A 24,735-nucleotide genomic window follows, 5' to 3' on the forward strand; every position below is an offset into this window, starting at 1 on the left:
CGCCTACTTACTCAAGGAAGGCCTGCGGACGGTCTTCAAACTTCCCGCCGACCACGCCGCCGCGGCACTGGACAGGTCGATCGCCTGGGCACGGCGCTGCCGCATCGAATCGTTCGTCACGCTCCAACGCCGCATCAAGGGCCACCGCACCCAAATCCTGGCCGCCATCGAACATGGCCTCTCCAACGGACTCATCGAATCGATCAACACCAAGATCCGACTCATCACCCGCATCGCCTTCGGCTTCGCCAACCCCCAACCCCTGATCGCCCTGGCAATGCTCACCCTCGGAGGCCACCGCCCAACCCTGCCCGGCCGCCAATGACCCACAGATCAGTCACAAGAGCCTCAAATGTTGACGACCCACGGAGGCAGGTCCACCCGGAGAGGCGGCCCCCCGGCCCCCACGGCCTACCGGTCACCAGCTCTCGACGGTGCCGATCAGCTCGGACATGAGGCGTTCCGCCTTGGCGCGCGCGGAAGCCAGGTCTTCGCAACGCGTTAGACCAACCTCGAGGTAGGACTTGAGTTTCGGCTCGGTGCCCGACGGCCGGACCACCACGCGCACGGCCGTGTCGGCGTCACCGCCCGACAGGATCAGCGCGTCGGTCTGGAACTGTCCGCGCCGCAACGAGAGATCCTCGACGGTGACCGGGTAGCCGGCCAGCCGATCCGGGGGAGCGTCGCGCAGGCGTGCCACAACCGCGGCGGCTGCGGCGGCGTCGGGGAAGCGGGCCGACACCGCACCCGTCACGTGCAGCCCGTGCCGGTGAAACAGTGCGTCGAGCGCGTCGGGCACCGTGCGGTCGTCGCGGCGCAGTTCCGCGACCAGATCGCACACCAGCACCGCGGCGCTGATGCCGTCCTTATCGCGTACCGCGGCGGGGTCGACGCAGTGACCGATCGCCTCCTCGTAGGCGTAGACCAGCGTCTTGCCGGGCCGTCCGGCGTCGGCGCGGGCCAGCCACTTGAACCCGGTGAGCGTCTCGACGTGCTCGGCACCGTGGTGGGCCGCGATCGCGGCGAGCATCCGTGATGACACCACGGTGCTCGCCACCACACAGCTCGAGGTCACGCCGGGATCGATCTGGGTGAGCACGTAATCGCCCAATAACCAACCGGTTTCGTCACCGGAGAGCATGCGCCACCCGTGCGCGGTCGGAATGCCGACGGCGCACCGGTCGGCGTCCGGATCCAGTGCGATCGCGACGTCGGCGTCCACCTCGGCGGCCAGCGCGAGCAGCTGGTCTGTGGCGCCGGGTTCCTCGGGGTTGGGGAAGACGACGGTGGGGAAGTCGGGGTCGGGGTCGTACTGGGACTCGACGACGTGCACATCGGTGATGCCCGCCTGGCGCAGCGCCTGCAGCGCGATCTCGCCGCCGACGCCGTGCATCGGGGTCACGGCCACCCGCACGTCGCCGTCACCGCGGCGCACAGAGGCCGCCCGGCGGATGTACTCGTGGATCACGTCGGCGCCAGTGGGTTCGACCTCCGCGCGCGCGATGTCGGCGGGCGCGGCCGACATCGCCGCCTCGATATCGCGGTCGGTCGGGCTGATGATCTGCATGCCGCCCGCGGCGAACACCTTGTAGCCGTTGTCCGTCGCCGGGTTGTGCGAGGCGGTGATCTGCACGCCCGCGACCGCGTCGCGGTCCCGGACGGCGAACGCGACCACCGGCGTCGGAACCGCGTCAAGGAGCAGTGTGACAGAGAAGCCCTCGGCGGCAAGGACTTCGGCGGCGGCGAGGGCGAAGTCATCGGAGTGGTGTCGTGCGTCACGGCCGACCACCACCGTCGACCCGCCGCGGGGGTCATCCTTGAGCACCTTGGCCAGTGCCCAGGTCGCCCTCATCACGGTCTCGACGTTCATACCGCCCGGTCCGTCGCGCATGGGGCCGCGCAGGCCGGCGGTGCCGAACGTCAGTGGTTGGTCGGTCATGGGGCTCATTGTGCCGAGCGGTGCTCGGCGTCGGAGCGCTCATCGCCGTCGGCCAGCTTGCGTAGCACCGGCGCGACCAGCATGAGCAGGTCGAACTCCAGGTCGGTCAGGGTGTCACGCATCGCGGTGTTGAGCCACTGGTCGCGTTCTGCGCGGTCGGCCTCCAGCAGGGACATGCCGTCTGGAGTCACCTCGATGAGTTGGCGGCGCCGGTCGTCGGCATCGGTGCGACGCGCCACCAGGCCCCGCGTCTCGAGTGTGTTGATGGCGTCGGTGAGGGACTGGACGCGCACGTGCAGGCGGGTGGCGAGTTCGGCCGGGGTGGTCACACTGGACCGACTGACTTCGCCGAGCACCTGCTGCTGGCTGAGTGTGAGGCCGTTGTCGCTGCGGTGCCTGCGCAGTTGACGGGTCAGAGCCATGATCGACTCCCGCAACTCGGTGGCGTTCTCGGTGCTGGGACGCATTACCAAGTTATACCTTGGTAATAGTTGAAAGAACACCAGTTTGTGATCGCGATTTAGCAAGTGCATACTTTGCACTTATGGGAAGGTGGCTGCTGTTGGTAGTGGTCACGGTCGCGGTGACCGTGCCATTGGAGTTGATCGGCGTTCCTTCGGCCGCGCTGTTCGCGGCGCTCTTGGTGGGCATCGCGCTGGCACTGCTGTCGCTGGCGCCGGCCGGCGTGCCGCGCAAGGCGGGCATCGCGGCCCAGGGCGTATTGGGCGTCTACATCGGCACGATGGTTCATCGCGACGCGATCGACGCACTGGGTCCGCACTGGCCGATCGTGCTGGGCGTAGCCGTCGCCACGCTCGTTCTCAGCGTGGCTGCCGGTGCGCTCCTCGGTCTGCAGCGCGACATCTCGCCACTCACCGGCTCGCTCGCGATGGTGGCGGGCGGGGCGTCGGGACTGGTCGCCATCGCCCGCGAACTCGGCGGCGACGACCGTGTGGTCGCCGTGGTGCAGTACCTGCGGGTCGCGCTCATCACCGCCTCGATGCCCGTGGTCGTCACCCTGGTGTACCACGCCGAGAAGACTGGGCACGCCGCCGCGCCCAGCCAAACCGATTCCCTGCCTTGGTATCTCAGCATCGTAATGCTCACGGTCATCGTTCTGGTCGGCGTGCTGGCCGCCCGGTTGATCCGTCTGCCCGGCGCCGGTCTCCTTGGTCCGATGGCCGTCACCATCGTCCTGGAACTCACGGGTGCGTCGCTGGGGTTGGCGGTGCCGTTGGTGCTGGTGCAGGTCGGTTACGCCGTGATCGGCTGGCAGGCGGGTGTCGCCTTCACCCGCGACGCGGTGCGGGCCATCGGCCGGGCGTTGCCCGCCGCGATCAGTCTCATCGTGGTCCTCAACGTGGCCTGCGCGGGGTTGGGCGTGCTGTTGTCCCGCGTGGCCGGCATAAGCCTGCTCGACGGGTACCTGGCCACCAGTCCGGGCGGCATCTACGCGGTGCTGGCGACCGCCGTGGAGACAGGCTCGAATGTCACGTTCATCATTGCCGCGCAGGTGGTGCGTGTGCTGCTGATGCTCTTCGCGGCGCCGTTCCTGGCGCGTGGCCTCGTCTCGCTCAACAAGCGCTTCGGCAAAACGGCCTACACGCCGGAGAGCACCTCGCGCAGCAGGGAACCCATTCGGGTCGCCGACTGACGGCCCGCCTCGAGCACTTCGGCGTGCGAGAGCGGCTGGCCGGTCATACCCGCCGCCAGGTTCGTCACCAGTGAGAGCCCAAGAACCTCCGCGCCGGCCGCGCGCGCCGTGATGGTCTCGTGCACCGTGGACATTCCGACCAGGTCGGCGCCGAGTGTGCGCAGCATCCGGATCTCGGCGGGCGTCTCGTAGTGCGGGCCGGGCAGACCGGCATAGACACCCTCGGCGAGCGTCGGGTCGACCGTGCGCGCGAGATCACGCAGCCTCGGCGAGTACGCGTCCACCAGGTCGACGAACTGCGCGCCGATCAACGGCGAGCGGGCCGTGAGGTTGAGGTGATCGCTGATGAGCACCGGCTGGCCGACCGAGAAGTCCTCGCGCACGCCGCCGGCGGCGTTGGTCAGCACGACCGTCGTGACCCCTGCCGCGCATGCGGTCCGGACGGGATGCACCACGTGGCGCAACTCGTGTCCCTCGTAGGCGTGGCTGCGGCCCAACAGCACCAGCACCCGCCTGCCGCCCACGGTGAGAACCTGCACCTGACCGCCGTGACCGGCCGCGGTGGGCGCGCTGAAGCCGGGCAGATCGGCCATGGCGAGGACGGCCGAGGGCTCGCCCAGCTCGGCGGCCGCGGGTGCCCAGCCCGAGCCGAGCACCACGGCGACGTCGAACCGGTCAGCCCCCGTACGGCGACGAATCTCGGCTGCCGCAGCGTCGGCGTCGGCCTGGGGATCCGATGGCACAGCAGTCACGGACAGGGAGCCTATCCGTCGGTGAGATACTGCGAGCATGTCCCGTGCCAGCGCGTCGAGCACCGTTGAGGAAACCGTCCGACGTTATCGCGGCGACCTGGTCGAGCTCTCGCACTCCATTCACGCCGAACCGGAACTCGCGTTCGAGGAGCACAAGAGCTGCGCCAAGACACAGAAACTTGTCGCCGAACGTGGTTTCGAGATCACCGCGGCGCCCGCCGGGTTGGACACCGCGTTTCGCGCCGTCTACGGCAATGGCTCACTGGTCATCGGCGTCTGCGCCGAGTACGACGCGCTGCCCGAGATCGGTCACGCGTGCGGCCACAACATCATTGCGGCGTCGGCGGTCGGTACCGCGCTCGCACTGGCCGACGTCGCCGGTGAACTCGGCCTGACCGTCGTGCTGCTCGGCACACCCGCCGAGGAGGCAGGCGGCGGCAAGGTGCTGATGCTCGAGGCAGGTGCCTTCGACGACATCAGCGCCGCGGTCATGCTGCACCCCGGCCCGCTCGATATCGCCCGCGCGCGGTCACTGGCGTTGTCCCAGGTGGCCGTCGGCTACACGGGTCGTGAGGCGCACGCGGCGGTTGCGCCCTACCTGGGCCTGAACGCGGCCGACGCCATCACCGTGGCGCAGGTCGCGATCGGTCTGCTCCGGCAGCAGATGGCACCCGGGCAGATGGCGCACGGCATCGTCACCAACGGCGGCCAGGCGACAAATGTCATCCCCGGCCACACCCAGATGCACTACACGATGCGCGCCAACGACGCCGCGTCGCTGCGCGAACTCGAGGGCCGCATGTCGGACTGCTTCCTCGCGGGCGCGATAGCCACCGGCTGCGATCACCGGGTCGAGGCGGCTGAACCCGCCTATCACGAACTGACTCCCGACACCTGGCTCGCCGATGTGTTCCGTGAGGAGATGGTGCGGCTGGGCCGGACACCCGTCGGTGTCGAGGTCGAGGCGGCACTGCCGCTCGGCAGCACCGATATGGGCAACGTGACGCAGCTGCTGCCGGGTATCCACCCGATCGTGGGAATCGACGCTGGGGGAGCGTCGGTGCACCAGCCGGCGTTCGCCGCGGCAGCGGCCGGATCCAGTGCCGACGATGCCGTCGTCGAGGGAGCAGTGATGTTGGCGCGCACGGTGGTCCGGCTGGCGGAGAACCCCGCCGAACGCGACCGAGTAATGGCCGCCCACGAACGGCGGGCCGCATCGTGAGCCTCGACCAGTACGCCACGGCATGGTTGGCGGCGCACTTCGACGACCTGGTCGCGTGGCGCAGGCACATCCATGCGAACCCCGAACTCGGGCGCCAGGAATTCGCCACCACACAGTTCGTCGCGTCGCATCTGGCCAATGCGGGTCTCAACCCGAAGGTGCTGCCCGGCGGCACCGGCCTGACCTGTGACATCGGCCCCGACCACGGACCACGGGTGGCGTTGCGCGCCGATATGGACGCGCTGCCGATGGCCGAGCTCACCGGTGCGCCCTACACGTCGCTGGTACCCGGTGTGGCGCATGCCTGTGGTCACGACGGCCACACGTCGGTGCTGCTCGCGACTGGGCTGGCGCTGGCATCCGTGCCGGAGCTGCCCGTGGGGGTGCGGCTGGTCTTCCAGCCCGCCGAGGAGCTGATGCCCGGCGGTGCCATCGACGCGATCGCGGCCGGTGCGCTGGCGGGGGTCTCGCGGATCTTCGCGCTGCACTGCGACCCCCGGCTCGAGGTGGGCAAGGTCGCCACGATGGTCGGGCCGATCACCTCGGCGGCCGATCAGATGGAGATCACCCTGGCGTCGCCCGGCGGGCACACGTCACGGCCGCACCTGACCGGTGACCTGGTCTACGCGCTGGGCACGTTGATCACTGGCGTACCGGGTGTGCTGTCGCGCCGCGTCGACCCGCGCCAGAGCACCGTCATGGTGTGGGGTGCGGTCAACGCCGGGGTGGCGGCCAACGCGATTCCCCAGTCCGGCACGCTGGCCGGCACCATCCGGACGGCCAGTCGTGAGGCCTGGGTCGCCATGGAAGACCTTGTCCGCGATATCGTTTCGTCGCTGTTGGCGCCGCTGAACATCGAGTTCAGCGTGGAGTACCGGCGCGGCGTCCCGCCGGTGGTGAACGAAGAGGTGTCGACGCGAATCCTCACCCACGCCGTCGAGTCGGTTGGCGTCGACGTGCTGGCCGACACCCGTCAGTCCGGCGGCGGCGAGGACTTCTCCTGGTATCTCGAGGAGGTGCCCGGCGCGATGGCGCGGCTGGGCGTGTGGTCGGGTCGAGGGCCGCAGCTGGACCTGCACCAGCCCACATTCGATCTCGACGAGCGTGCGCTCGCGGTCGGGGTGCGGGTGCTGGTCAACATCGTCGAACAGGCCGCCGCGATCGCGGGTTAGGTACCCGGGCCGACGTTTCCGGCTGGGCGGGTGCGCAGATGGTGCACGTACTCCTCGGGGGCGCCTGCGATCTCGGCAGCGTCGGCCATCACGCCCAGATAGCGCGCCGAGGGAATGCCGCCCTCCCACGCGTCGACGACGTACAGCCACGCGAGCACAGGGTCGGTGCTGGTATCGGAGGACTCGCGATGCACCCGGCAGCGGATCTTCTTGTGGAAGCCCAGTTCGGACCCCTCCCACCGGTCGAGGTTCTCCTCGTCCTCCTTGGTCATGTCGTACAGGACGACGAAAACCTTCTCCTGCGGGTCCTCGACCAGGGTCGCCAGCGCGCCCTCCCAGCCGATGTCAGCACCGCCGAAGGTCAGCCGCCAGCCATGCAGCCACCCAGTCCCGGCCATCGGAGAGTGCGGGGCTCGCTGAAGCATCTGCTCCGGATGCATGTTCGATCCGTAAGCGGCGTAGAGCGGCACGGGGCAAGCCTAAGGGGTACACAGCGCGTCTAGGGGGTAGGAGTCACCTATCGGTGGGCGAGACTTCGGGCACACGGGGTTAGATAGAGCCCGTGGTTACCCGCATCGTGATCATCGGAGGCGGCCCTGCCGGCTACGAGGCAGCGCTCGTCGCTGCGGCCCGCGGCCCAGAGGTTGCGCAGGTCACCGTGGTCGACTCCGACGGGATCGGCGGCGCCTGTGTGCTCTTCGACTGCGTCCCGTCCAAGACGTTCATCGCGTCGACAGGCGTGCGCACTGAGTTGCGGCGCGCCAATGGCCTGGGCTTCGACATCGCCATCGAGGACGCCAAGATCTCCCTTGAGCAGATCCACAACCGGGTCAAGACGCTGGCGAGGTCACAGTCCGCCGACATCGGGTCCAATCTCCTGAAGGAGGGCGTCACGGTCGTGCAGGGCCGCGGCGAACTCGTCGACGACGTACCCGGCATGGCGCATCACCGGGTGAGAGTCACCACATCCGACGGCAAGGTGGGCGTGTTGAAGGCCGACGTGGTGCTGATCGCCACGGGCGCCCGGCCGCGTGTGCTGCCCAACGCCGAGCCCGACGGCGAGCGCATCCTGAACTGGCGCCAGCTCTACGACCTCACCGAGCTTCCCGAGCACCTGGTGATCGTCGGCTCCGGTGTGACGGGCGCGGAGTTCTGCAACGCCTACACCGAACTCGGGGTCCAGGTCACGGTGGTGGCCAGCCGGGACCAGATCCTGCCGCACGAGGACCGCGACGCCGCTGCTGTCCTGGAGGAGACGTTCGCCGAACGTGGCGTGAAGTTGGTGAAGAACGCCCGCGCGGACTCGGTGACCCGTACCGCCGACGGGGTTCGGGTGTCGCTGGCCGACGGACGGACCGTCGAGGGCAGCCACGCGCTGATGACGGTGGGCTCGGTGCCCAACACCAGCGGACTTGGCCTGGAGCGGGTTGGCATCGAGCTGGGACAGGGCAACTACCTTTCCGTGGACCGGGTTTCGCGTACGACGGCGTCTGGAATCTATGCGGCCGGCGACTGCACCGGTCTGCTGCCGCTGGCGTCCGTCGCGGCGATGCAGGGGCGTATCGCGATGTATCACGCGCTGGGCGAGGGGGTGTCGCCGATCCGGCTGCGCACCGTGGCCGCCGCGGTGTTCACCCGGCCCGAGATCGCCGCCGTCGGGGTGCCCCAGACCGCGATCGACGACGGCACCGTGCCCGCGCGCACGCTGATGCTGCCGTTGACCACCAACGCCCGCGCGAAGATGTCACTGCTGCGGCGCGGTTTCGTCAAGATCTTCTGCCGACCGGCCACCGGCGTCGTCATCGGCGGTGTGGTGGTCGCTCCGATCGCCTCGGAACTGATCCTGCCGATCGCGCTCGCGGTGCAGAACAACATCTCCGTGACCGACCTCGCGCAGACATTGTCGGTGTATCCGTCGCTGTCTGGATCTACCGTCGAGGCGGCCCGCCGGTTGATGGCGCACGACGATTTGAACTGATACGGCTAGCCTGGACGCGTACTGACGAGTAACTAGGAGCTGCTGGCAGTGAGCGAAGCTTCCGAACGACCGATCGGCATCGTCGACCCGATTTCGGGCCCGGGTAGTGGGCAGACCCTCCTTGGCCCTGACCAGCGCGAGGCCGCCTGGGGGCGGCTCAGCCGCGAACAGTTCGACGTCGTCGTCATCGGCGGCGGAGTGGTGGGGGCGGGTGCCGCGCTGGACGCCGCGACCCGCGGGCTCAAGGTGGCGCTCGTCGAGGCGCGTGACTTCGCCTCCGGCACGTCGAGCCGATCTTCGAAGATGTTCCACGGCGGACTGCGCTATCTGGAGCAGCTCGAGTTCGGGCTGGTTCGCGAGGCGCTGCACGAGCGCGAGCTCTCGCTCAAGACGCTGGCGCCGCATCTGGTCAAACCGCTGCCATTCCTGTTCCCGCTGACCAAGCGGTTGTGGGAACGGCCCTACATGGCCGCGGGAATCTTCCTCTACGACCAGCTGGGTGGGGCGAAATCGGTTCCCGCGCAGAAGCATCTGTTCAAGGCGGGCGCGCTGAGACTGGCCCCTGGCCTCAAGCGCAGCTCGCTGATCGGTGGTATCCGCTACTACGACACCGTGGTCGACGACGCGCGGCACACCATGACGGTTGCCCGCACCGCGGCGCACTATGGCGCGGTGGTGCGGACCTCGACCCAGGTCGTGTCGCTGCTGCGTGAGGGCGACCGGGTGACCGGGGTGAAGGTCCGCGACTCCGAGGACGGCCGGGTCACCGACGTTCATGGGCACGTCGTGGTCAACGCGACCGGCGTGTGGACCGACGAGATCCAGGCGCTGTCCAAGCAGCGCGGCCGGTTTCGGGTGCGGGCCTCCAAGGGTGTGCACATCGTGGTGCCGCGTGATCGCGTCGTCAGCGAGGTCGCGATCATTCTGCGCACCGAGAAGTCGGTGCTCTTCGTGATCCCGTGGGGCACGCACTGGATCATCGGCACCACCGACACCGACTGGAACCTCGATCTGGCGCATCCTGCGGCGACCAAGGCGGATATCGACTACATCCTGCATCACGTCAACACCGTGCTGGCGACGCCGCTGACCCATGACGACATCGACGGTGTCTACGCGGGCCTGCGGCCGCTGTTGGCGGGGGAGAGCGAGGAGACCTCCAAGCTGTCACGCGAGCACGCGGTGGCGGTGCCCGCGCCCGGCCTGGTCGCGATCGCGGGCGGAAAGTACACCACCTACCGCGTGATGGGTGCCGATGCGATCGACGCGGCCAGCGAGTTCGTCCCCACCCGCGTGGCACCGTCGATCACCGAGAAGGTGCCGCTGATGGGTGCCGACGGCTACTTCGCGCTGGTGAACCAGACCGAGCACGTCGGCGCGCACTACGGCCTGCACCCCTACCGGGTGCGGCATCTCCTGGACCGCTACGGCTCCCTGATCGGGGAGGTGCTGGCGCTGGCCGACGGCAAGCCCGAACTGCTGACACCGATCACCGAGGCGCCCGTCTACCTGAAGGTCGAGGCCGCCTACGCTGCCGCGGCGGAGGGCGCACTGCACCTCGAGGACATCCTTGCCCGGCGCATGCGGATCTCGATCGAGTACCCGCACCGCGGCGTGGACTGCGCTCGCGAGGTCGCAGAAGTGGTTGCGCCCGTGCTGGGTTGGAGTGCCGAGGACGTCGACCGCGAGGTCGCCACATATCTGGCGAGGGTCGAGGCCGAGGTGCTCTCCCAGGCGCAGCCCGATGACGAGTCCGCGGATGCGCTGCGTGCCGCCGCACCCGAGGCCCGCGCGGAGATCCTGGAACCCGTGCCGCTGAAGTGAGCCGGCGACCCGCACCACTTCCCGCGCGCGACGGGCTCGGGCCGGCCCGGGTCCGACTGCGGGGCGGTGCCGTGCTGGTGGAGTTGGCCGACCGCTTCGGCGCGCAGGCCGCCGCGAAAGTCTTTGCGGGAGAGGTGGTCTGCGCAGACGGGAGCGTCGTCACCGCCGCCACCGTGCTGCCGCCGAACTCGCACGTCTACCTCTACCGCGACCTGCCCGACGAGGTTGAAGTCCCGTTCGACATTCCCATCCTGTATCGCGATGACGACATCGTGGTGGTCGACAAGCCGCACTTCCTGGCGACGATGCCACGCGGCGGGCACGTCGCGCAGACGGCCCTGGTGAAGCTGCGGCGATCGTTGGATCTGCCGGATCTCTCGCCCGCGCACCGGTTGGACCGGTTGACCGCAGGGGTGCTGCTGTTCACCACACGGCCGCAGGTGCGTGGCGCCTACCAGACCCTGTTCGCCCGCGGTGAGGTCAGCAAGACCTACCTCGCGCGGGCCGACGTCGACCCGGCGCTGGAGTTCCCGATGACCCTGCGCAGTCGAATCATCAAGGAAAGAAGCCGGTTACAGGCCTTCGAAGAGTCCGGCGAGTCGAATGCGGAGACGCTGATCGAGTTGTTGGACGAGTCGGACGATGAAGGCACCTACCGGCTGACCCCACGCACCGGACGCACGCATCAACTGCGTGTGCACATGGCCTCGCTCGGATTGCCCATCCACGGGGACTCGCTGTACCCGAGAGTCATCGACGTGGCCTCCGATGACTTCTCGACACCATTGCAGCTGCTGGCTCATCGGCTGGAGTTCGTCGACCCGATCACCGGTGGCCGGCGAGTGTTCGAGAGCGTGGCCTCGCTTCGAACGTGAACAAGTGTGCGAGATTCTGGCGAGAACGCGCAATGTTGTTCACGTTCGGCGAGATGGTGAAATTGACGCACGCGATGGACCTCGCGGTGCATCATTCACAGCAGTGGCCCAAGGAGTGAGCATGCGTAAGGTTTGGCTAGTGTCAGCGGCTGTATCTGATCGACATGAGTAATCGGTTGGAGCCCACTCCCGGACAGCTCGAGCAGCTCGCGGCGCGGCCGCCGGATCAGCCGGTCGTGATGGTCAATCTGCTCACGTTCCGCGTGGACGGCGGCAGGGAGCGCTATCTGCGCTACGCCAGCGAGGTGATGCCCCACATTGCGCGGGCAGGAGCGACGGTGCGCTACGCCGGAGTGTCACCTGAGACGGTGATCGGCGCCGGTGAGCGACCGGGTTGGGACGCGATTCTGATCGTCGAGTACCCGTCACCGCAGGCGTTCCTGGACATGATCGCCGATCCGGAATACCTCAAGGTGCACGAACACCGGACCGCGGCGCTCGAGCACGGTGACCTGATCGCGACGTCGGTCTGGACCATGAAGGACTGACGATCACGGACTGACGGTCGCCGTGGTTTCCCACCGTGTTCTACTGACGGGCATGGATCGTGACGCCTTCGACCGCCTCTTCGACATGACCGGCCGCACCGTGATCGTCACGGGTGGCACCAGAGGCATAGGCCTCGCGCTCGCAGAGGGCTTCGTGCTCGCGGGCGCCAACGTGGTGGTGGCAAGTCGCAAGGCCGACGCCTGTGAGGAAGCGGCCAAACACCTACGCGGACTTGGTGGCCAGGCCATCGGCGTGCCCACCCACGCGGGCAGCATCGAGGACCTGGACACCCTGGTCGACCGCACCGTCGCCGAGTTCGGGGCACTGGACGTCCTGGTCAACAACGCCGCCAACGCGCTGGCGCAACCGTTGGGCGAGATGACGGTCGACGCGTGGACCAAGTCCAACGAGGTCAACGTCCGGGGTCCGGTATTCCTCGTCCAGAAGGCCCTGCCGCACCTCAAGAAGAGCGAGCACGCTGCGGTGCTCAACATGGTCTCGGTCGGGGCGTTCAACTTCGCGGCGACGATGTCGATGTACGCCGCGGGCAAGGCCGCGATGATGTCGTTCACCCGGGCGATGGCGGCCGAGTTCGTGGGCCACGGGATCCGCGTCAACGCGATCGCCCCCGGCCCCGTCGACACCGACATGATGCGCGGCAACCCGCAGGTGGCCATCGACCACATGGCCGGCTCAACGTTGATGAAGCGGCTGGCGACACCGGACGAGATGGTCGGCTCTGCACTGCTGTTGTGTTCGGACGCAGGCAGTTACATCACGGGGACCGTCATCATCGTCGACGGCGGCGGCACCCCGCGCTAGCCGCGCCAGTGCCGATCGAGTTCGGCGCGAATCACCGACACGAAGTGGTCGACGTCGGCCTCGGTGGTGTCCCACGCGCACATCCAGCGCACCTCGCCGCGGGCACGGTTCCAGTCGTAGAAGCGCACGTTTTCGCGGATCCGATCGGCTGCCTCCGTCGGCAACGTGGCGAAGATCGCGTTCGCCTGCGTCGGTTGACTGAACTCGAGCCCACGAATCGCACCATCGGCGATGCCTGCCTCGAGGGCCTGCCGGAGCCGCCGCGCCATCGCGTTGGCGTGTGTGGCGCTGCGCAGACCGAGGTCGTCCTCGAACAGGGCGAGCAGCTGGGCGGAGACGAACCGCATCTTGCTCGCGAGCTGCATCGTCAACTTGCGTAGATAGATCAGGCCTGTGGTTCTGGCTGGGTCGAGGACCACGACGGACTCCGCGCCGAGCGCTCCAATCTTGGTGCCGCCGATGCTGAGAACGTCGACCCCCGCGTCGGTCGTGAACGCACGCAATGGGGCCCCGATCGCCGCTGCCGCGTTCCACAGCCGGGCGCCGTCCATGTGCAGCGCCATACCCTGTTCGTGGGCGAAGTCGGCGATCGCGCGCACCTCGTCGGGTGTGTACACCGTGCCGAGTTCCGTTGTCTGCGTGATGCTCACCGCGAGTGGCTGCGCGCGATGCTCGTCGCCCCACCCCCAGGCCTCGGTGGCGATCAACTCCGGGGTGAGCTTGCCGTCTGGCGTCGGGACGGTGAGCAGTTTGATGCCCGTCATCCGTTCGGGAGCGCCCGCTTCGTCGGTGTTGATGTGTGCCGAGTTCGCCGCGATCACCGCTCCCCAGCGGGGCAGCAGGCTCGTGAGCGCCACGACGTTGGCTCCCGTGCCGTTGAACACCGGGAACGTCTCCGCTCGGGTGCCGAAGTGCTGCCGGACGACGTCCTGCAGTTGGGTGGTGTAGGCGTCCTCACCGTAGGCGACCTGATGGCCGCCGTTCGCTACGGCGATTGCTTCGAGCACCTCCTGGTGGACGCCGGCGTAGTTGTCGCTGGCGAACCCGCGCCAGTCGGGGTCGTGGAGCGAGGCGAAGGCCATGTCCCGCTAGCCCTTTCGCTTCGTGAACGCCGCGGCCGCCGCCAGCAGCTCACCGCTGGTCGACGCAAGGATCTGGCTGCGGTTCTCCACCTGCAACGCCGCATCCAGGCTGGGTGCCTCCAGGTTGGCCCACAGCACCTGCTTGGTCGACTCCACCCCGAACTTTCCGTATCCACACAGTGTTTCGGCCAGCGCCAGCGCGTCCTCGACCACTGAACCCGCCGAGAGTCGTGAGACGAGCCCGAGCGCCAGCGCTTCGGCGGCATCGACCGTGCGGGCCGTGAGGATCAGGTCGAACGCCTGGCCCGCGCCGACGATGCGCGGCAGTGTGTAGCTCACCCCGATATCGCAGCCACCCAGGCCCAACTTGATGAACTGCGTGCAGAACCTGGCCGACTCCGAGGCGATGCGAATGTCCGACGCCAGCGCCAGCGCGAAGCCACCGCCGTAGGCCGGCCCGTTGACCGCCGCGATCACCGGCTGCCGCAGGCGGGACAACTTCGTGGTCAGCTCGGCGATGCGCTCCTGCCACCGCATACCGGATCGGGGAAACTCCAGGCCGCCGGAGGTCGCGTCCGGCGACGGTTCAGTGAGGTCCAGCCCGGAGCAGAATCCGCGGCCAGCACCCGTCAGGACGACGACGCGGCACTGGTCGTCAGCCCGGATGTCATCGAGTGCGGCGTGCAGATCCTCGACCAGGCCGTGGTTCAACGCGTTGAGCTTGTCGGGCCGGTTCAGGGTGAGCACCGCGATGTCCGGACGCGGACGGGACAGTTCCAGGTTCGCCATGGTTTCTCCTCGGTCAAACCCGACCCTATGCGCGGCTCAGGGCGTGCTGCTGCGCCACCCCGTGATGCCGACGACGATGAGGCGCAGCTGCTTGACCGCGGTGCGTCGAACGTCCTCGATGGCGGCCGCGTCCTTGGCGTCCTCGATGGCCTCGGCGATTGAGATCATCGCGTTGACGATCAGTGTGGCCAGGATGTTGAGGTCCTCGCTGCTCCACGTGTGCAGGCCGGGGAAGCGCGCCAGGTCGATCGCCAGTTCAGACGTGATCAGACGGATCTCGGTGCGGATGGCGTATCGCAGCACCGTCACTCCGCTGTTGCGTTCGCGGCCAATGAGTCGCCAGTGCTCGCGGCGCTCGTTGACGCTCGCGATCACGATGTCGACCGACGACTCGATGACCCGGTTCGGATCGAGTTTGCCCGCGCGGGCGCCGCGCAGCATGTCGCGCAGCGCGCGGAACGACTCGTCGATCAGGACCAGGCCCAGCGCGTCCATCGACTCGAAGTGCCGGTAGAACGCGGCAGGAACGATGCCGGCCTCACGGGTCACCTCGCGCAAGCTCAACGCGCTGAAACTGCGGTTCTCCAGGAGCGCGAGAGCGGCGTCGACGATCGCTCGTCGGGTGACCTCTTTTCGTTCCTCACGTGACAAGCCGTCCCGCCGAGAGCGAGACGACTGTGACTTAGGAGTACGACTGTTCACTGGTTGTGAACCGTACCACAACGTGCCGAAATCCCTTGACGATCTGGGCTGGCGAGGCGGACGGTATACACATGTTCACCGAAACTTCGAAGCTGCGCCTCCGTGATCGAGTGCTGCGCTCATCCCTGGTCAGCGTCCTGACCGGGCCCCACGGTGTCGACCGCTACACCGAGTTGGTCGAGCCCACATGGACCCTGGGCGATGCCCGCGCCAAGATCGTCGCGGTCCGGCGAGACACCCCGCGCAGCGTCACTCTGACGCTGGAACCGAACGCCGTGTTCACTCAACGCAGCAGCCTGGCGGCGGGCCAACACGTCAACCTCACCGTCGAGGTCGACGGCCGCCGACGGACCCGTTGCTACTCACCGGCCAACGCCGAGAACGACCGACTGATCGAGCTGACCGTCGGTGTACACGACGGGGGACTGGTCTCGGGGCACCTCTACCGCAATGCGCGGCCCGGCATGGTCGTCGGGCTCGAGGGCGTCGGCGGCGATTTCGTCCTGCCCGCCGAGCGGCCCAAGCGCATCCTGTTCGTCTCCGGCGGAAGCGGCATCACGCCGGTGCTGGCGATGCTGCGGACACTCGTCGCCGAACGGCACACCGATCAGGACGGCGCCGAGATCGCGTTCATTCACTACGCGCGCACCGCGGCGGACGCCTGCTACGCCGATCAGCTCGCGGCCATGACCGGAGTCCGGGTCCTACACGGGTTCACCCGGGGCGGCACGGGAGACCTGGTCGGTCGCTTCGACGCCGATCACCTGGCGGCGGCCATGGAGCAGCCCGACGCAGTGTTCGTCTGTGGTCCGCCCGCACTGGTCGAGGCCGTCCGGAAGCACTGCCCGGACGCGAGGTCAGAGAGCTTCGTCCCGCCCGTGTTGGCGGCTCCGACCGGAGCATCCGGTGGCACCGTGACCTTCGCCCAGAGCGGTGTCGAGATCACCGACGACGGCCGCTCGCTGCTCGAGCAGGCCGAGACCGCCGGGCTCAACCCCGAGAGCGGATGCCGGATGGGCATCTGCCACACCTGCACCCGCCGTAAGACCAGCGGTGCGGTCAAGAACCTCATCACCGGTGCCGTATCGACCTCCGACGGGGAGGACGTGCAGATCTGCGTCACCGCCCCGGTCGGCGACGTCGCACTGGCGCTCTAACCCAACCGATTTCAACCGAGAAGGAGTTCACCATGACTGCATCTCTAATTGCTCCTCGCGTGCGCACCACGCCCGAACGCCCCACGCCCGAACGCCCCACGCTCGAACGCCCCGAACCCAAGACCATCACCAAGACCGTCGCCGGTAAGACCGTCACCATGACGCCCGAGACCGCGGAGGCCTTCGGCCGCGAACTCGACGCCATCCGGGAGCGTGTCGTCGCCGACCTCGGCGAGCGCGACGCCACCTACATCCGGCGCGTCATCAAGGCGCAGCGGGCGCTGGACGTCGGCGGGCGAGGTCTGCTGTTCGCAGGCGTTCTGCCGCCAGCCTGGTTGGCAGGCACCGCCATGTTGGCCGCGTCGAAGATCCTGGACAACATGGAGATCGGCCACAACGTCATGCACGGCCAGTACGACTGGATGGGTGACCCCGCGCTCACGGGCCGCAACTTCGAATGGGACTCGGCCTGCCCGAGCGATCAGTGGCGTCACTCGCACAACTACATGCACCACACCTACACCAACATCGTCGACATGGACCGCGACATCGGCTACGGCATCCTCCGGATGAGCGAGGATCAGCGCTGGAAGCCGTACTTCCTCGGTAACCCCGTCTATGCATTCCTGTTGATGGTGTTCTTCCAGTACGGCGTCGCCCTGCACGAACTGGAGACCGAGCGCATCCGCTCGGGTGAGATCTCGATCGCCGACAAGCGCGAGACCCTCACGGGCATCTGGCACAAGGTCAGCCGCCAGACCGTCAAGGACTACCTGGCGTTCCCGCTGCTCGCTGGCCCGTTCGCGCCGTGGGTCTTCACCGGCAACATGACAGCCAACCTGATCCGCAACATCTGGTCGTACTCGATCATCTTCTGCGGCCACTTCCCGGACGGCACACAGGAATTCACCAAGGAGGAGACCGCGAACGAGAGTCGCGGCATGTGGTACTTCCGTCAGATCCTCGGATCGGCGAACCTGACCGGTGGAAAGCTGTTCCACATCATGAGTGGCAACCTGTCATTCCAGATCGAGCACCACCTGTTCCCCGACATCCCGGCGCACCGGCACGCCGAGATCGCTCCCCAGGTGCAGGCCATCTGCGAGCGGTACGGCGTGCCCTACAACAAGGGCCCGCTGCCCAGGCAGTTCGGCACCGTCATCCGCAAGATCTTCAAGCTGGCCCTGCCCGGCTAGGACCCTTGCCGAATGTGAACTCGATGACGAATCCACTCAGGATTCTCGCCAACAACTTCACGTCCGGCGGTCAGGTCTGGCAGGACGGGCACCAGAACGCGATGCGATCGCCGGCGTTGTCCGAGCTGATGGAGGTGCCGCACCGTCGACACGGACGTCCCGCCCGGCCGTAGACCCACAGGTCACGTCCGGGTCGAGTGTCTCCGGTGGTGACTCGATTCACACGGGACCGATTGAGCCACAGCATGTCCCGGGCGCGTTGAACCACCCGCAGCGGGTCCTTGACGCGACCGACCGGCGAGGTGGGCAGGTGTCCCATGACGAAACACAGCTCGTTGGCGTAGACGTTGCCGATCCCGGCCACCACCCGTTGATCCAGCAGCGTCTCGGCCAGCGGCCTCTGCGGATCGGCCGCCAGGTTCGCCGCGGCCACACGCGGCTCCCAGGCATCGTCGAGCAGATCGGGCCCGAGGTGCGCGACGGCCTCCATATCGTGCGCGCGTTCCAGGACCTCGAGCACACCGAGATCGACGCCGACGGCGCGAGTGTCAGCCGTCTCCAGGATGATCCGCACCTTGAACTCGGGTGTCCGGCGAGCCTGGCCGCCGATGAGCCAGGCGCCGTCCATCAACAGATGCGAGTGGATGCTGGCCCCGGACTCCCCGCCGACTCGGATGAACAGGTGCTTGCCGCGACTGAGGACCTCATCGACGACGCCACCCGTCAGGTCCACCGTGGCGAACTTCGGCACCCGAACGTCACAGCGCGTCAGCTCCCGGCCGGCCAGCGCCTCCCGCAGCTTGGCGGCAGTGCGGTAGACGGTGTCGCCCTCAGGCATGCCGCCACGTTACCGTCCTCACGCCCCGCGGATACGGTCGTGCGCACCGGAAATCGCGCGGGCGGCCTCGTCGGCGATGCGTGTGACCAGGGCAGGGGCGGTGTCCAGTTCGGTGATCAGGTCGACGGCCTCGCCGGCCCAGATCGGCATGTAGTCGAGATCGCCGCGCGCCACACCCTCGCGGAACTCGACCCTGGCGTCGGCATCGGTCTGTAACCCGTCTTCGTCGTCATGCCAGGTGTCGGTGAACCGGTTGCGCAGCGTCCTGGCGGTGAACCGGGCCGGCCAGGGGGACTCCCTGACGATGTCGAGCACGCGGTCGCGAACGGTGTCGGCCGCCGTCGCCGCGGTGATCGCCTTGAGTTCCTCGGCGGACAGCAGCGCCTCGGTCGTCACCTCGAAGCGGGTGCCGATCAGTGCGCCCGCGGCGCCGAGCACCAGCGCGGCGGCCAGTCCGCGGCCATCGGCGATACCGCCCGCGGCCAGCACGGGCGTCGTACCCGCCACGTCGACCACCGCGGGCACGAACGGCAGTGTGCCGCGGCCCTCGCCGTGTCCGCCGGCCTCGGCACCCTGGGCCACAACGACATCGGCGCCCAGGTCAAGCGCACGCTGGGCGTCGGCCAGGGTGGTCACCTGGATCATCAGCGGAATGCCCGACGATCGCACGGCGTCGACGAACGGCGTCGGGTCACCGAAGGACAGCATGATCGCCGCCGGTTGCTGCTCGATCGCGCAGTCGATGGCGCCGTGATCCACCGCCCACGACAACAGCCCTATGCCCCAGGGCTTCTCGGTGCGATCACTCGCGATGGCGCACTCGCGCCGCATCCAGTCGCGTGCACCGCCACCGCTGCCGATCATGCCCAGTCCGCCACCCTCGGACACGGCGGCCGTGAGAAGTCCTCCTGCGACACCGCCCATGGGTGCCAGCACGATCGGATGCTCGATGCCGAACATGTCGGTGAGTGCGGTGCGCAACGCCATCCCTGCACTGTAGGCAGGGATGGCGGGCGCCCGGCGCGGCGGTCAGGCGGGAACGGAGTCCAGGCCCTTGGCCGCCTTGTCGTGACGGTACTGGCGGTCAACGACGGCGAAGTAGAACGCGTAGGCGAAGGCGCAGCTGGTGAACAGGCTCGCCACGAAGAACAGCCACGGGCGTCGGATACCGCGCCGGTACCCGTCGATGATCGTGAACAGCGGCAACAGGATCACGTTGATGATGGTGTAGTCCTGGCTCGCCGAGGCGGCCGCGGGATTGTCATAGCCGAGCACGATGAACTGCTGCCAGCTGCCCGGGCCCCAGATCGGGTTGCCGCCCTCGACCGCGTACGTCGCGACGAACTGATGGTTGAAGTAGTAGCCGAGTCCGATCGACGCCACGCCGATGACGTAGAAGACGATCTCCAGCGGAGAGAACATCGGACCGCCGGCGGGCCGCGAGAAGACCTGCGGGTTGGCCCGGACGATCCAGGCGATGACGGCGATGCCGAGAACCAGGTGAACGATGAGCGAGACCATGCCGACAGTATTGCCCGGCCCGACGAAAGTTTTGTCACTTTTGACAAACTTTCGGATCAGCGGAGGCGTAGACCCCGCGGAGTGCGGGAGAAACCGCTGCCGATCAGCGCGTCGTGCACCGGGCCACGCTGGGGGTCGACACCCGGTTCGAGGACAGGGACGCCGTTGACCCGCTCGACAAGCATGGACTGCAGGTGCCTACCCGACACCAGGCCCGCCAGCGCGGCCGCGGCCGCCGCATGCGCCTCGGCGTCGTTCGTGAACGACAGCAGCGACCGGCCACCGCGCTCCAGGAACCAGACCAACTCGCCGTCCACCAGCACCACCAGGGCGCCCGCCTTGCGGCCGGGACGGTGCCCGGAGTCGTCGGTGTCCGACGGCCACGGCAGTGCCGCGCCATACGGATTGGCCGGATCCGCTGCGGCCAGCGCGACGGCGCGGTACGCCCGCCGCCCGGCGTCGACCCCGTCGATGTGGGTGCGCAGGCGGTCGACCGTCGACGCGAGCGCGAACTGCGCCCCGCCCAATGACTCCACGAAGTAGCCGCGCTGGCAGCGGCCGGCGTCCTCAAAGGCGGTCAGCACCTTGTAGAGCATCGCGAAGCCGCCCGGCACGCCCTGTGCCGCGCCCTTCGTCAGCACCCCGTACCGGTTCATCAGAAGCTCGGCGTAGAAGTGCGCGCGAACGGTGGAGGCCGGCTCGGCGGGCGGAAGTGCCGACCAGCGGCCCGCGACGGTCGGATCGGTGGAGCGGGTCTGGGCATGGCTCACGCTGTACCGGCTCAGCCGCGGCGGACGCGATCGCTGCCGGTGGGTGCCACCGCGCCGCCCCGCCCCCGCCAGTTGGGCGCGCACCGGACCGAAGGTGTCACCGGTGACCCAGCCAGCCCAGATCAGCTCCCACAGTGCCTGTTTCGCGTCGGCCTCGGATATCGATCCGTCGGTCAGCTGGCGGAAGAAGTACCCACCGCCCGCCCGACCGTCGTTGCCGAGCGTCGCCATGATCTCGCGGTGGGTGTCGGTGAACTCGATCTCAGCGGCCGGGGTCAGGGTCAGCGGTGCGGCGTCGGTGGTGTGGAAGGCGATCCAGCCGTCACCGGTGCCGATCTGCCCGGCACCCGACCACGTGACGTCTCCCGCGGCCAGCAGCTCGTCGAGCATCGCGGGCTGGTAGTCGCGGATACGTTGCCCGAACACCAGCGGCTCGACGGCCGAGGCGGGTATGGGCACACCAGCGAGTTGCTCGATAACCGCCAGCAGGCCGTCGATCCCCGATGTCATGGCCGACCCGACGTGCTGCCACTCGGGCAGGAAACGTGCGTAGGCGTCGGTGCTGACGGGTTCGACCTGGGCCCGCAATGCGGCCAGGGAGCGGCGCCGAAGTATCCTGAGAACCTCACCGTCACACCACTGTTCGGAGTCTGCGTGGTCCGCGAACTCGCCGCGCACCAGTTTCCCGTCGACCGCCATCCTGCCTAGGACATCGCCGGCCACGCGCAGCCCGAGGCCGAACCTTTCGGCGGCCTGCGCGGTGGTGAACGGCCCGCGGGTACGGGCGTAGCGACCGAGCAGCTCGCCGAGTGGATCCGCGACGGTGCCGGTGAAGCTGGCCGGGACGCCGACCGGCACCGGCACGCCCACCCCGTCGCGCAGCAGGCCGATGTCCTCGATGGCCACCCACCACGTCTGCCCGGCGAACGACACCGTCAACGCCCGGCGTTCCGCGCGCAGCCCCTCGAGCCAGCCGCCGACGTCATCGGTCGTGGACCGCGCCGCCACCTCGGCCTCGGTGAGCGGACCCAACAACCGCAACAGATCCGCGACCGCCTCGGCGTCGCGAGCGGCCCGGTCGGGCGCGAGGTGCTGTAACTGCGCGACGGTCGACTCGATGACCGCGGGTTCGAGCAGCTCGCGAAGCTCGACGCGGCCGAGCAGCTCGGCCAGCAGAACGCTGTCCAGTGACAGGGCGGCCGCGCGCCGCTCCGCCAGCGGGCTGTCACCCTCGTACATGAACGCGCCGACGTAGCCGAACAGCAGGGAGGCGGCGAACGGCGAGGGAGTCGCGGTCTCGACCTCCAGGACCCGGATACGGCGCTGCGCAACACGTTTCATCAACTCGATCAACGTCGGCACGTCGTAGACGTCCTGCAGGCACTCGCGCACCGTCTCGAGCACAATCGGGAAGTCGGGGTACTTGCGCGCGATGTCGAGCAACTGAGCCGCGCGCTGGCGCTGATGCCACAGCGGGGAGCGCTTGCCGGGGTGGCGCCTGGGCAGCAGCAGCGCCCGCGCCGAGCACTCCCGGAAACGCGACGCGAACAGTGCCGAGCCGCCGACCTCATCGGTGACGATCGGCTCGATCTCGTCGGCGTCGAAGACGAACAGGTCCGCGCCAGGGGCGGTGTCCTCGGTGTCGGGCAGTCGCACGATGATGCCGTCATCGGACGCTGTTGGCTTCTCGTCGATGCCGTACCGCTCACGCAGCCTGCGACCGACCGCCAGCGCCAGCGGACCGTGCACGCGAAGGCCGTAGGGGGAGTGCAGGATCACCCGCCAGTCGCCCAGTTCGTCACGGAAACGCTCGACGATGAACGTGGCGTCGGTGGGCACGGTGCCAGTGGCCTGGCGCTGCTCGTCGAGGAGCGCCCAGAGGTTGTCGACGGCATAGTCATTGAAACCCATGGTGCGACAACGCGCGTCGAAGTCTGCGCGCGGCATCGCCGCGAGCTTGCCGGTGAAGGCACCGATGGCCTCGCCGAGTTCGGCGGGCCGCCCGACACCGTCACCGCGCCAGAACGGCAACCGGGCCGCCTGGCCCGGTGCGGGCACGACGAGCACCCGGTCGTGGGTGATCTCGGTGATCCGCCAACTCGTCGCGCCGAGTGAGATGACGTCCCCGGGCCGCGACTCGTACACCATCTCCTCATCGAGTTCGCCCACGCGGGAGGGCTTCTCGGTGTCAGCGTTGGTCGCCAGGAAGACGGTGAACATCCCGCGGTCGGGGATGGCGCCACCCGAGGTGACGGCGAGCCGCTGCGCGCCGGGCCGTGCGGTCAGGGTGCCGGCGTCCCGGTCGTAGACCAGTCTGGGCCGCAGCTCGGCGAACTCGGTGGACGGGTACTTGCCGCTCAACAGATCCAGAGTCGCCTCGAATGCACTGCGCGGCAGCGTCGCAAACGGTGCGCTCCGCCGTACCGCGTCGAACCACAGGTCGGCGTCCAGCGGTTCGAGCGCGGCGGCGGCGACGGTGTGCTGAGCCAGCACGTCGAGCGGATTGGCGGGCACCCTCATGGTCTCGATATCGCCGGACAGCATGCGCTGCACCGTCACCGCGCAATCGATGAGGTCGGTGCGGTGCTTGGGGAACAGCACGCCCTCCGATATCTCACCGACCTGGTGTCCTGCCCGGCCGACGCGCTGCAGGCCGCTGGCCACCGACGGCGGCGCCTCAACCTGGATGACGAGGTCCACCGCACCCATGTCGATGCCGAGTTCGAGGCTCGAGGTGGCGACCACAGCCTTCAGCCGCCCGGTCTTCAGGTCGTCCTCGACCTGGGCGCGCTGCTCCTTGCTGACCGAGCCGTGATGGGCCTTCGCCAGCAGTGCGGGCGCGCCGAACGACTGCCCGCTGGCCATGATTTGCGCGGGCGAACCGCCCCCGACCGCGGGGTTGGGATCATTCGACACCTCGACGCCCGTGCGCTCGGCGTGAATCTCGTTGAGCCGTGATGTCAGTCGCTCGGCCAGGCGGCGTGAGTTGGCGAACACGATGGTGCTCTTATGCGACTCGATCAGGTCGACGATCTGTTCCTCGACATCGGGCCAGATGGTGTTGTTCGCCAGGTTGGCCATATCGGGCACCGGCACCCGAACCGACAGATCGAAGGTCTTGGCGGCCTTGGGCGCCACGATGGTGGTCGGTGCGGTGCCGGCCAGGAAGCGGGCCACCTCCTCTGGCGGGCGGACCGTCGCGGACAGGCCGATCCGCTGCGCGGGTGTTGTGAGGATCTGGTCGAGCCGTTCCAGCGACAGGGCCAGATGCGCGCCGCGTTTGGTGGCCGCGACGGCGTGCACCTCGTCCACGATGACGGTCTCGACGCGGGCCAGCGTCTCGCGGGCCGCCGAGGTGAGCATGAGGAACAGCGACTCGGGCGTGGTGATCAGCACATCCGGCGGTTTGGTCAGCATCTCGCGACGGCGTTTGGGCGTGGTGTCGCCGGAGCGCACCCCGACGCTGATGTTGGGCGCCGGCTGGCCGAGGCGTTCGGCGACCCGGGTGATGCCGGTCAGCGGTGTGGACAGGTTGCGTTCCACGTCGACGGCCAGGGCCTTGAGTGGCGAGACGTAGAGGACTCGGGTGGCGGGCTTGTCGGGACGCTCCTGCGATGCCAGGCGGTCGATGGCCCACAGGAATGCCGCCAGCGTCTTGCCCGACCCGGTGGGTGCGATGACCAGGGTGTTGTGTCCGTCGGCGATGGCCTCCCACGCCTGTGCCTGAGCCGGGGTGGGAGCGGCGAAAGTGCCCGCGAACCAGTCGCGCGTCAGCTCACTGAAGCGCGACATGGGGTCGGCGGACTTACGGGCCACCCACCCATGGTGCCCGCCCCCACCGACAACCCCCGCGACTTCGGCGCGCTAACCGTCGCTGAGCGAACGAAATCGCG

General features: G+C 68.4%; 22 protein-coding genes. 11 read left to right on the forward strand and 11 right to left on the reverse strand.

The annotated features are described in order from the left end of the window. Nucleotides 1-325: ISL3 family transposase (locus ACZY0X_RS15370; protein ID WP_463771627.1), on the forward strand; the 325-nt coding region annotated here is incomplete at its 5' end. A gap of 93 nt (nucleotides 326-418) precedes the next feature. Here ACZY0X_RS15370 and ACZY0X_RS15375 read toward each other — a convergent pair. Continuing rightward, a complete protein-coding gene (locus ACZY0X_RS15375) occupies nucleotides 419-1,939 on the reverse strand; it encodes a phospho-sugar mutase (RefSeq protein WP_463771629.1) in 1,521 nt (506 codons plus the stop codon). 5 nt (nucleotides 1,940-1,944) lie between these two features. Next, nucleotides 1,945-2,406 carry a MarR family winged helix-turn-helix transcriptional regulator gene (locus ACZY0X_RS15380; RefSeq protein ID WP_463771630.1) on the reverse strand — a complete coding sequence of 154 codons (462 nt, stop codon included), beginning with the start codon at nucleotides 2,404-2,406 and terminating at the stop codon, nucleotides 1,945-1,947. Between the two features lie 77 nt (nucleotides 2,407-2,483). On the opposite strand from ACZY0X_RS15380, the gene ACZY0X_RS15385 reads away from it, so the two are divergent. Beyond that, entirely contained in the window at nucleotides 2,484-3,593 is a 1,110-nt protein-coding gene (locus ACZY0X_RS15385; RefSeq protein ID WP_463771631.1) for an AbrB family transcriptional regulator, read from the forward strand. On the opposite strand, the gene ACZY0X_RS15390 is transcribed toward ACZY0X_RS15385, so the two are convergent. Then, nucleotides 3,539-4,384: a purine-nucleoside phosphorylase gene (locus ACZY0X_RS15390; protein WP_463771633.1), complete on the reverse strand. Its 846-nt coding sequence runs from the start codon at nucleotides 4,382-4,384 to the stop codon at nucleotides 3,539-3,541. The two genes, ACZY0X_RS15385 and ACZY0X_RS15390, sit on opposite strands and share 55 nt — an antisense overlap. Between ACZY0X_RS15390 and ACZY0X_RS15395 the strand changes: the two genes are divergently transcribed. Further along, on the forward strand, nucleotides 4,383-5,567 hold the full coding sequence (locus ACZY0X_RS15395) for a M20 family metallopeptidase (protein WP_463771634.1): 1,185 nt from the start codon (nucleotides 4,383-4,385) through the stop codon (nucleotides 5,565-5,567). The two genes, ACZY0X_RS15390 and ACZY0X_RS15395, sit on opposite strands and share 2 nt — an antisense overlap. Next, complete coding sequence (locus ACZY0X_RS15400) at nucleotides 5,564-6,739, forward strand: amidohydrolase (protein ID WP_463771636.1); 1,176 nt, start codon at nucleotides 5,564-5,566, stop codon at nucleotides 6,737-6,739. Before ACZY0X_RS15395 ends, ACZY0X_RS15400 begins: the two co-directional genes overlap by 4 nt. Here ACZY0X_RS15400 and ACZY0X_RS15405 read toward each other — a convergent pair. After that, nucleotides 6,736-7,209, reverse strand: coding sequence for a gamma-glutamylcyclotransferase (locus tag ACZY0X_RS15405; RefSeq protein ID WP_241400534.1), 474 nt, complete (start codon nucleotides 7,207-7,209; stop codon nucleotides 6,736-6,738). The genes ACZY0X_RS15400 and ACZY0X_RS15405 overlap by 4 nt on opposite strands. A 92-nt stretch (nucleotides 7,210-7,301) precedes the next feature. On the opposite strand from ACZY0X_RS15405, the gene ACZY0X_RS15410 reads away from it, so the two are divergent. The 5 genes from ACZY0X_RS15410 (at nucleotide 7,302) to ACZY0X_RS15430 (ending at nucleotide 12,787) form a co-directional block, all read left to right on the forward strand. Continuing rightward, complete coding sequence (locus ACZY0X_RS15410) at nucleotides 7,302-8,717, forward strand: NAD(P)H-quinone dehydrogenase (protein WP_463771638.1); 1,416 nt, start codon at nucleotides 7,302-7,304, stop codon at nucleotides 8,715-8,717. A 78-nt stretch (nucleotides 8,718-8,795) separates the two neighbouring features. After that, the gene (locus ACZY0X_RS15415; protein ID WP_463772442.1) at nucleotides 8,796-10,541 is read left to right on the forward strand and encodes a glycerol-3-phosphate dehydrogenase/oxidase; all 1,746 of its coding nucleotides are present in this window, start codon (nucleotides 8,796-8,798) and stop codon (nucleotides 10,539-10,541) included. Continuing rightward, nucleotides 10,538-11,416, forward strand: a complete 879-nt coding sequence (locus tag ACZY0X_RS15420; RefSeq protein WP_463771639.1) for a pseudouridine synthase — start codon at nucleotides 10,538-10,540, stop codon at nucleotides 11,414-11,416. The genes ACZY0X_RS15415 and ACZY0X_RS15420 overlap by 4 nt, the downstream gene beginning before the upstream one ends. Nucleotides 11,417-11,580: 164 nt before the next feature. Beyond that, nucleotides 11,581-11,964: a DUF1330 domain-containing protein gene (locus ACZY0X_RS15425; protein WP_463771640.1), complete on the forward strand. Its 384-nt coding sequence runs from the start codon at nucleotides 11,581-11,583 to the stop codon at nucleotides 11,962-11,964. 52 nt (nucleotides 11,965-12,016) lie between these two features. Beyond that, a complete protein-coding gene (locus tag ACZY0X_RS15430; protein ID WP_463771641.1) occupies nucleotides 12,017-12,787 on the forward strand; it encodes an SDR family NAD(P)-dependent oxidoreductase in 771 nt (256 codons plus the stop codon). Here ACZY0X_RS15430 and ACZY0X_RS15435 read toward each other — a convergent pair. Genes ACZY0X_RS15435 through ACZY0X_RS15445 form a run of 3 tightly spaced genes read right to left on the reverse strand, consistent with a single transcriptional unit; the run spans nucleotide 12,784 to nucleotide 15,360 of the window. Then, nucleotides 12,784-13,869: a threonine aldolase family protein gene (locus ACZY0X_RS15435; protein ID WP_463771643.1), complete on the reverse strand. Its 1,086-nt coding sequence runs from the start codon at nucleotides 13,867-13,869 to the stop codon at nucleotides 12,784-12,786. The two genes, ACZY0X_RS15430 and ACZY0X_RS15435, sit on opposite strands and share 4 nt — an antisense overlap. A gap of 6 nt (nucleotides 13,870-13,875) precedes the next feature. Then, nucleotides 13,876-14,658 carry an enoyl-CoA hydratase/isomerase family protein gene (locus tag ACZY0X_RS15440; protein ID WP_463771645.1) on the reverse strand — a complete coding sequence of 261 codons (783 nt, stop codon included), beginning with the start codon at nucleotides 14,656-14,658 and terminating at the stop codon, nucleotides 13,876-13,878. 36 nt (nucleotides 14,659-14,694) lie between these two features. Then, the gene (locus tag ACZY0X_RS15445; RefSeq protein ID WP_463771647.1) at nucleotides 14,695-15,360 is read right to left on the reverse strand and encodes a TetR family transcriptional regulator; all 666 of its coding nucleotides are present in this window, start codon (nucleotides 15,358-15,360) and stop codon (nucleotides 14,695-14,697) included. A gap of 71 nt (nucleotides 15,361-15,431) precedes the next feature. On the opposite strand from ACZY0X_RS15445, the gene ACZY0X_RS15450 reads away from it, so the two are divergent. Together ACZY0X_RS15450 and ACZY0X_RS15455 are read left to right on the forward strand one after the other, a co-directional pair. Then, the gene (locus ACZY0X_RS15450) at nucleotides 15,432-16,517 is read left to right on the forward strand and encodes a ferredoxin reductase (protein WP_463771648.1); all 1,086 of its coding nucleotides are present in this window, start codon (nucleotides 15,432-15,434) and stop codon (nucleotides 16,515-16,517) included. 158 nt (nucleotides 16,518-16,675) lie between these two features. Continuing rightward, nucleotides 16,676-17,713 (forward strand): fatty acid desaturase family protein, encoded by a 1,038-nt coding sequence (locus ACZY0X_RS15455; protein ID WP_463772443.1) that lies wholly within the window; start codon nucleotides 16,676-16,678, stop codon nucleotides 17,711-17,713. A 70-nt stretch (nucleotides 17,714-17,783) separates the two neighbouring features. Here ACZY0X_RS15455 and nei2 read toward each other — a convergent pair whose 3' ends face one another. Genes nei2 through ACZY0X_RS15475 form a run of 4 tightly spaced genes read right to left on the reverse strand, consistent with a single transcriptional unit; the run spans nucleotide 17,784 to nucleotide 24,634 of the window. Continuing rightward, the gene (gene nei2, locus ACZY0X_RS15460) at nucleotides 17,784-18,551 is read right to left on the reverse strand and encodes an endonuclease VIII Nei2 (RefSeq protein WP_463771650.1); all 768 of its coding nucleotides are present in this window, start codon (nucleotides 18,549-18,551) and stop codon (nucleotides 17,784-17,786) included. Nucleotides 18,552-18,569: 18 nt separating this feature from the next. Beyond that, nucleotides 18,570-19,538: an NAD(P)H-dependent flavin oxidoreductase gene (locus tag ACZY0X_RS15465; RefSeq protein ID WP_463771651.1), complete on the reverse strand. Its 969-nt coding sequence runs from the start codon at nucleotides 19,536-19,538 to the stop codon at nucleotides 18,570-18,572. A 42-nt stretch (nucleotides 19,539-19,580) separates the two neighbouring features. Beyond that, nucleotides 19,581-20,072, reverse strand: a complete 492-nt coding sequence (locus ACZY0X_RS15470; RefSeq protein ID WP_463771653.1) for a DUF2834 domain-containing protein — start codon at nucleotides 20,070-20,072, stop codon at nucleotides 19,581-19,583. 56 nt (nucleotides 20,073-20,128) lie between these two features. Further along, nucleotides 20,129-24,634, reverse strand: coding sequence for an ATP-dependent helicase (locus ACZY0X_RS15475; RefSeq protein WP_463772445.1), 4,506 nt, complete (start codon nucleotides 24,632-24,634; stop codon nucleotides 20,129-20,131). Nucleotides 24,635-24,735: the final 101 nt, after the last annotated feature.

This window comes from Mycobacterium sp. IDUB_39 (assembly GCF_055419205.1).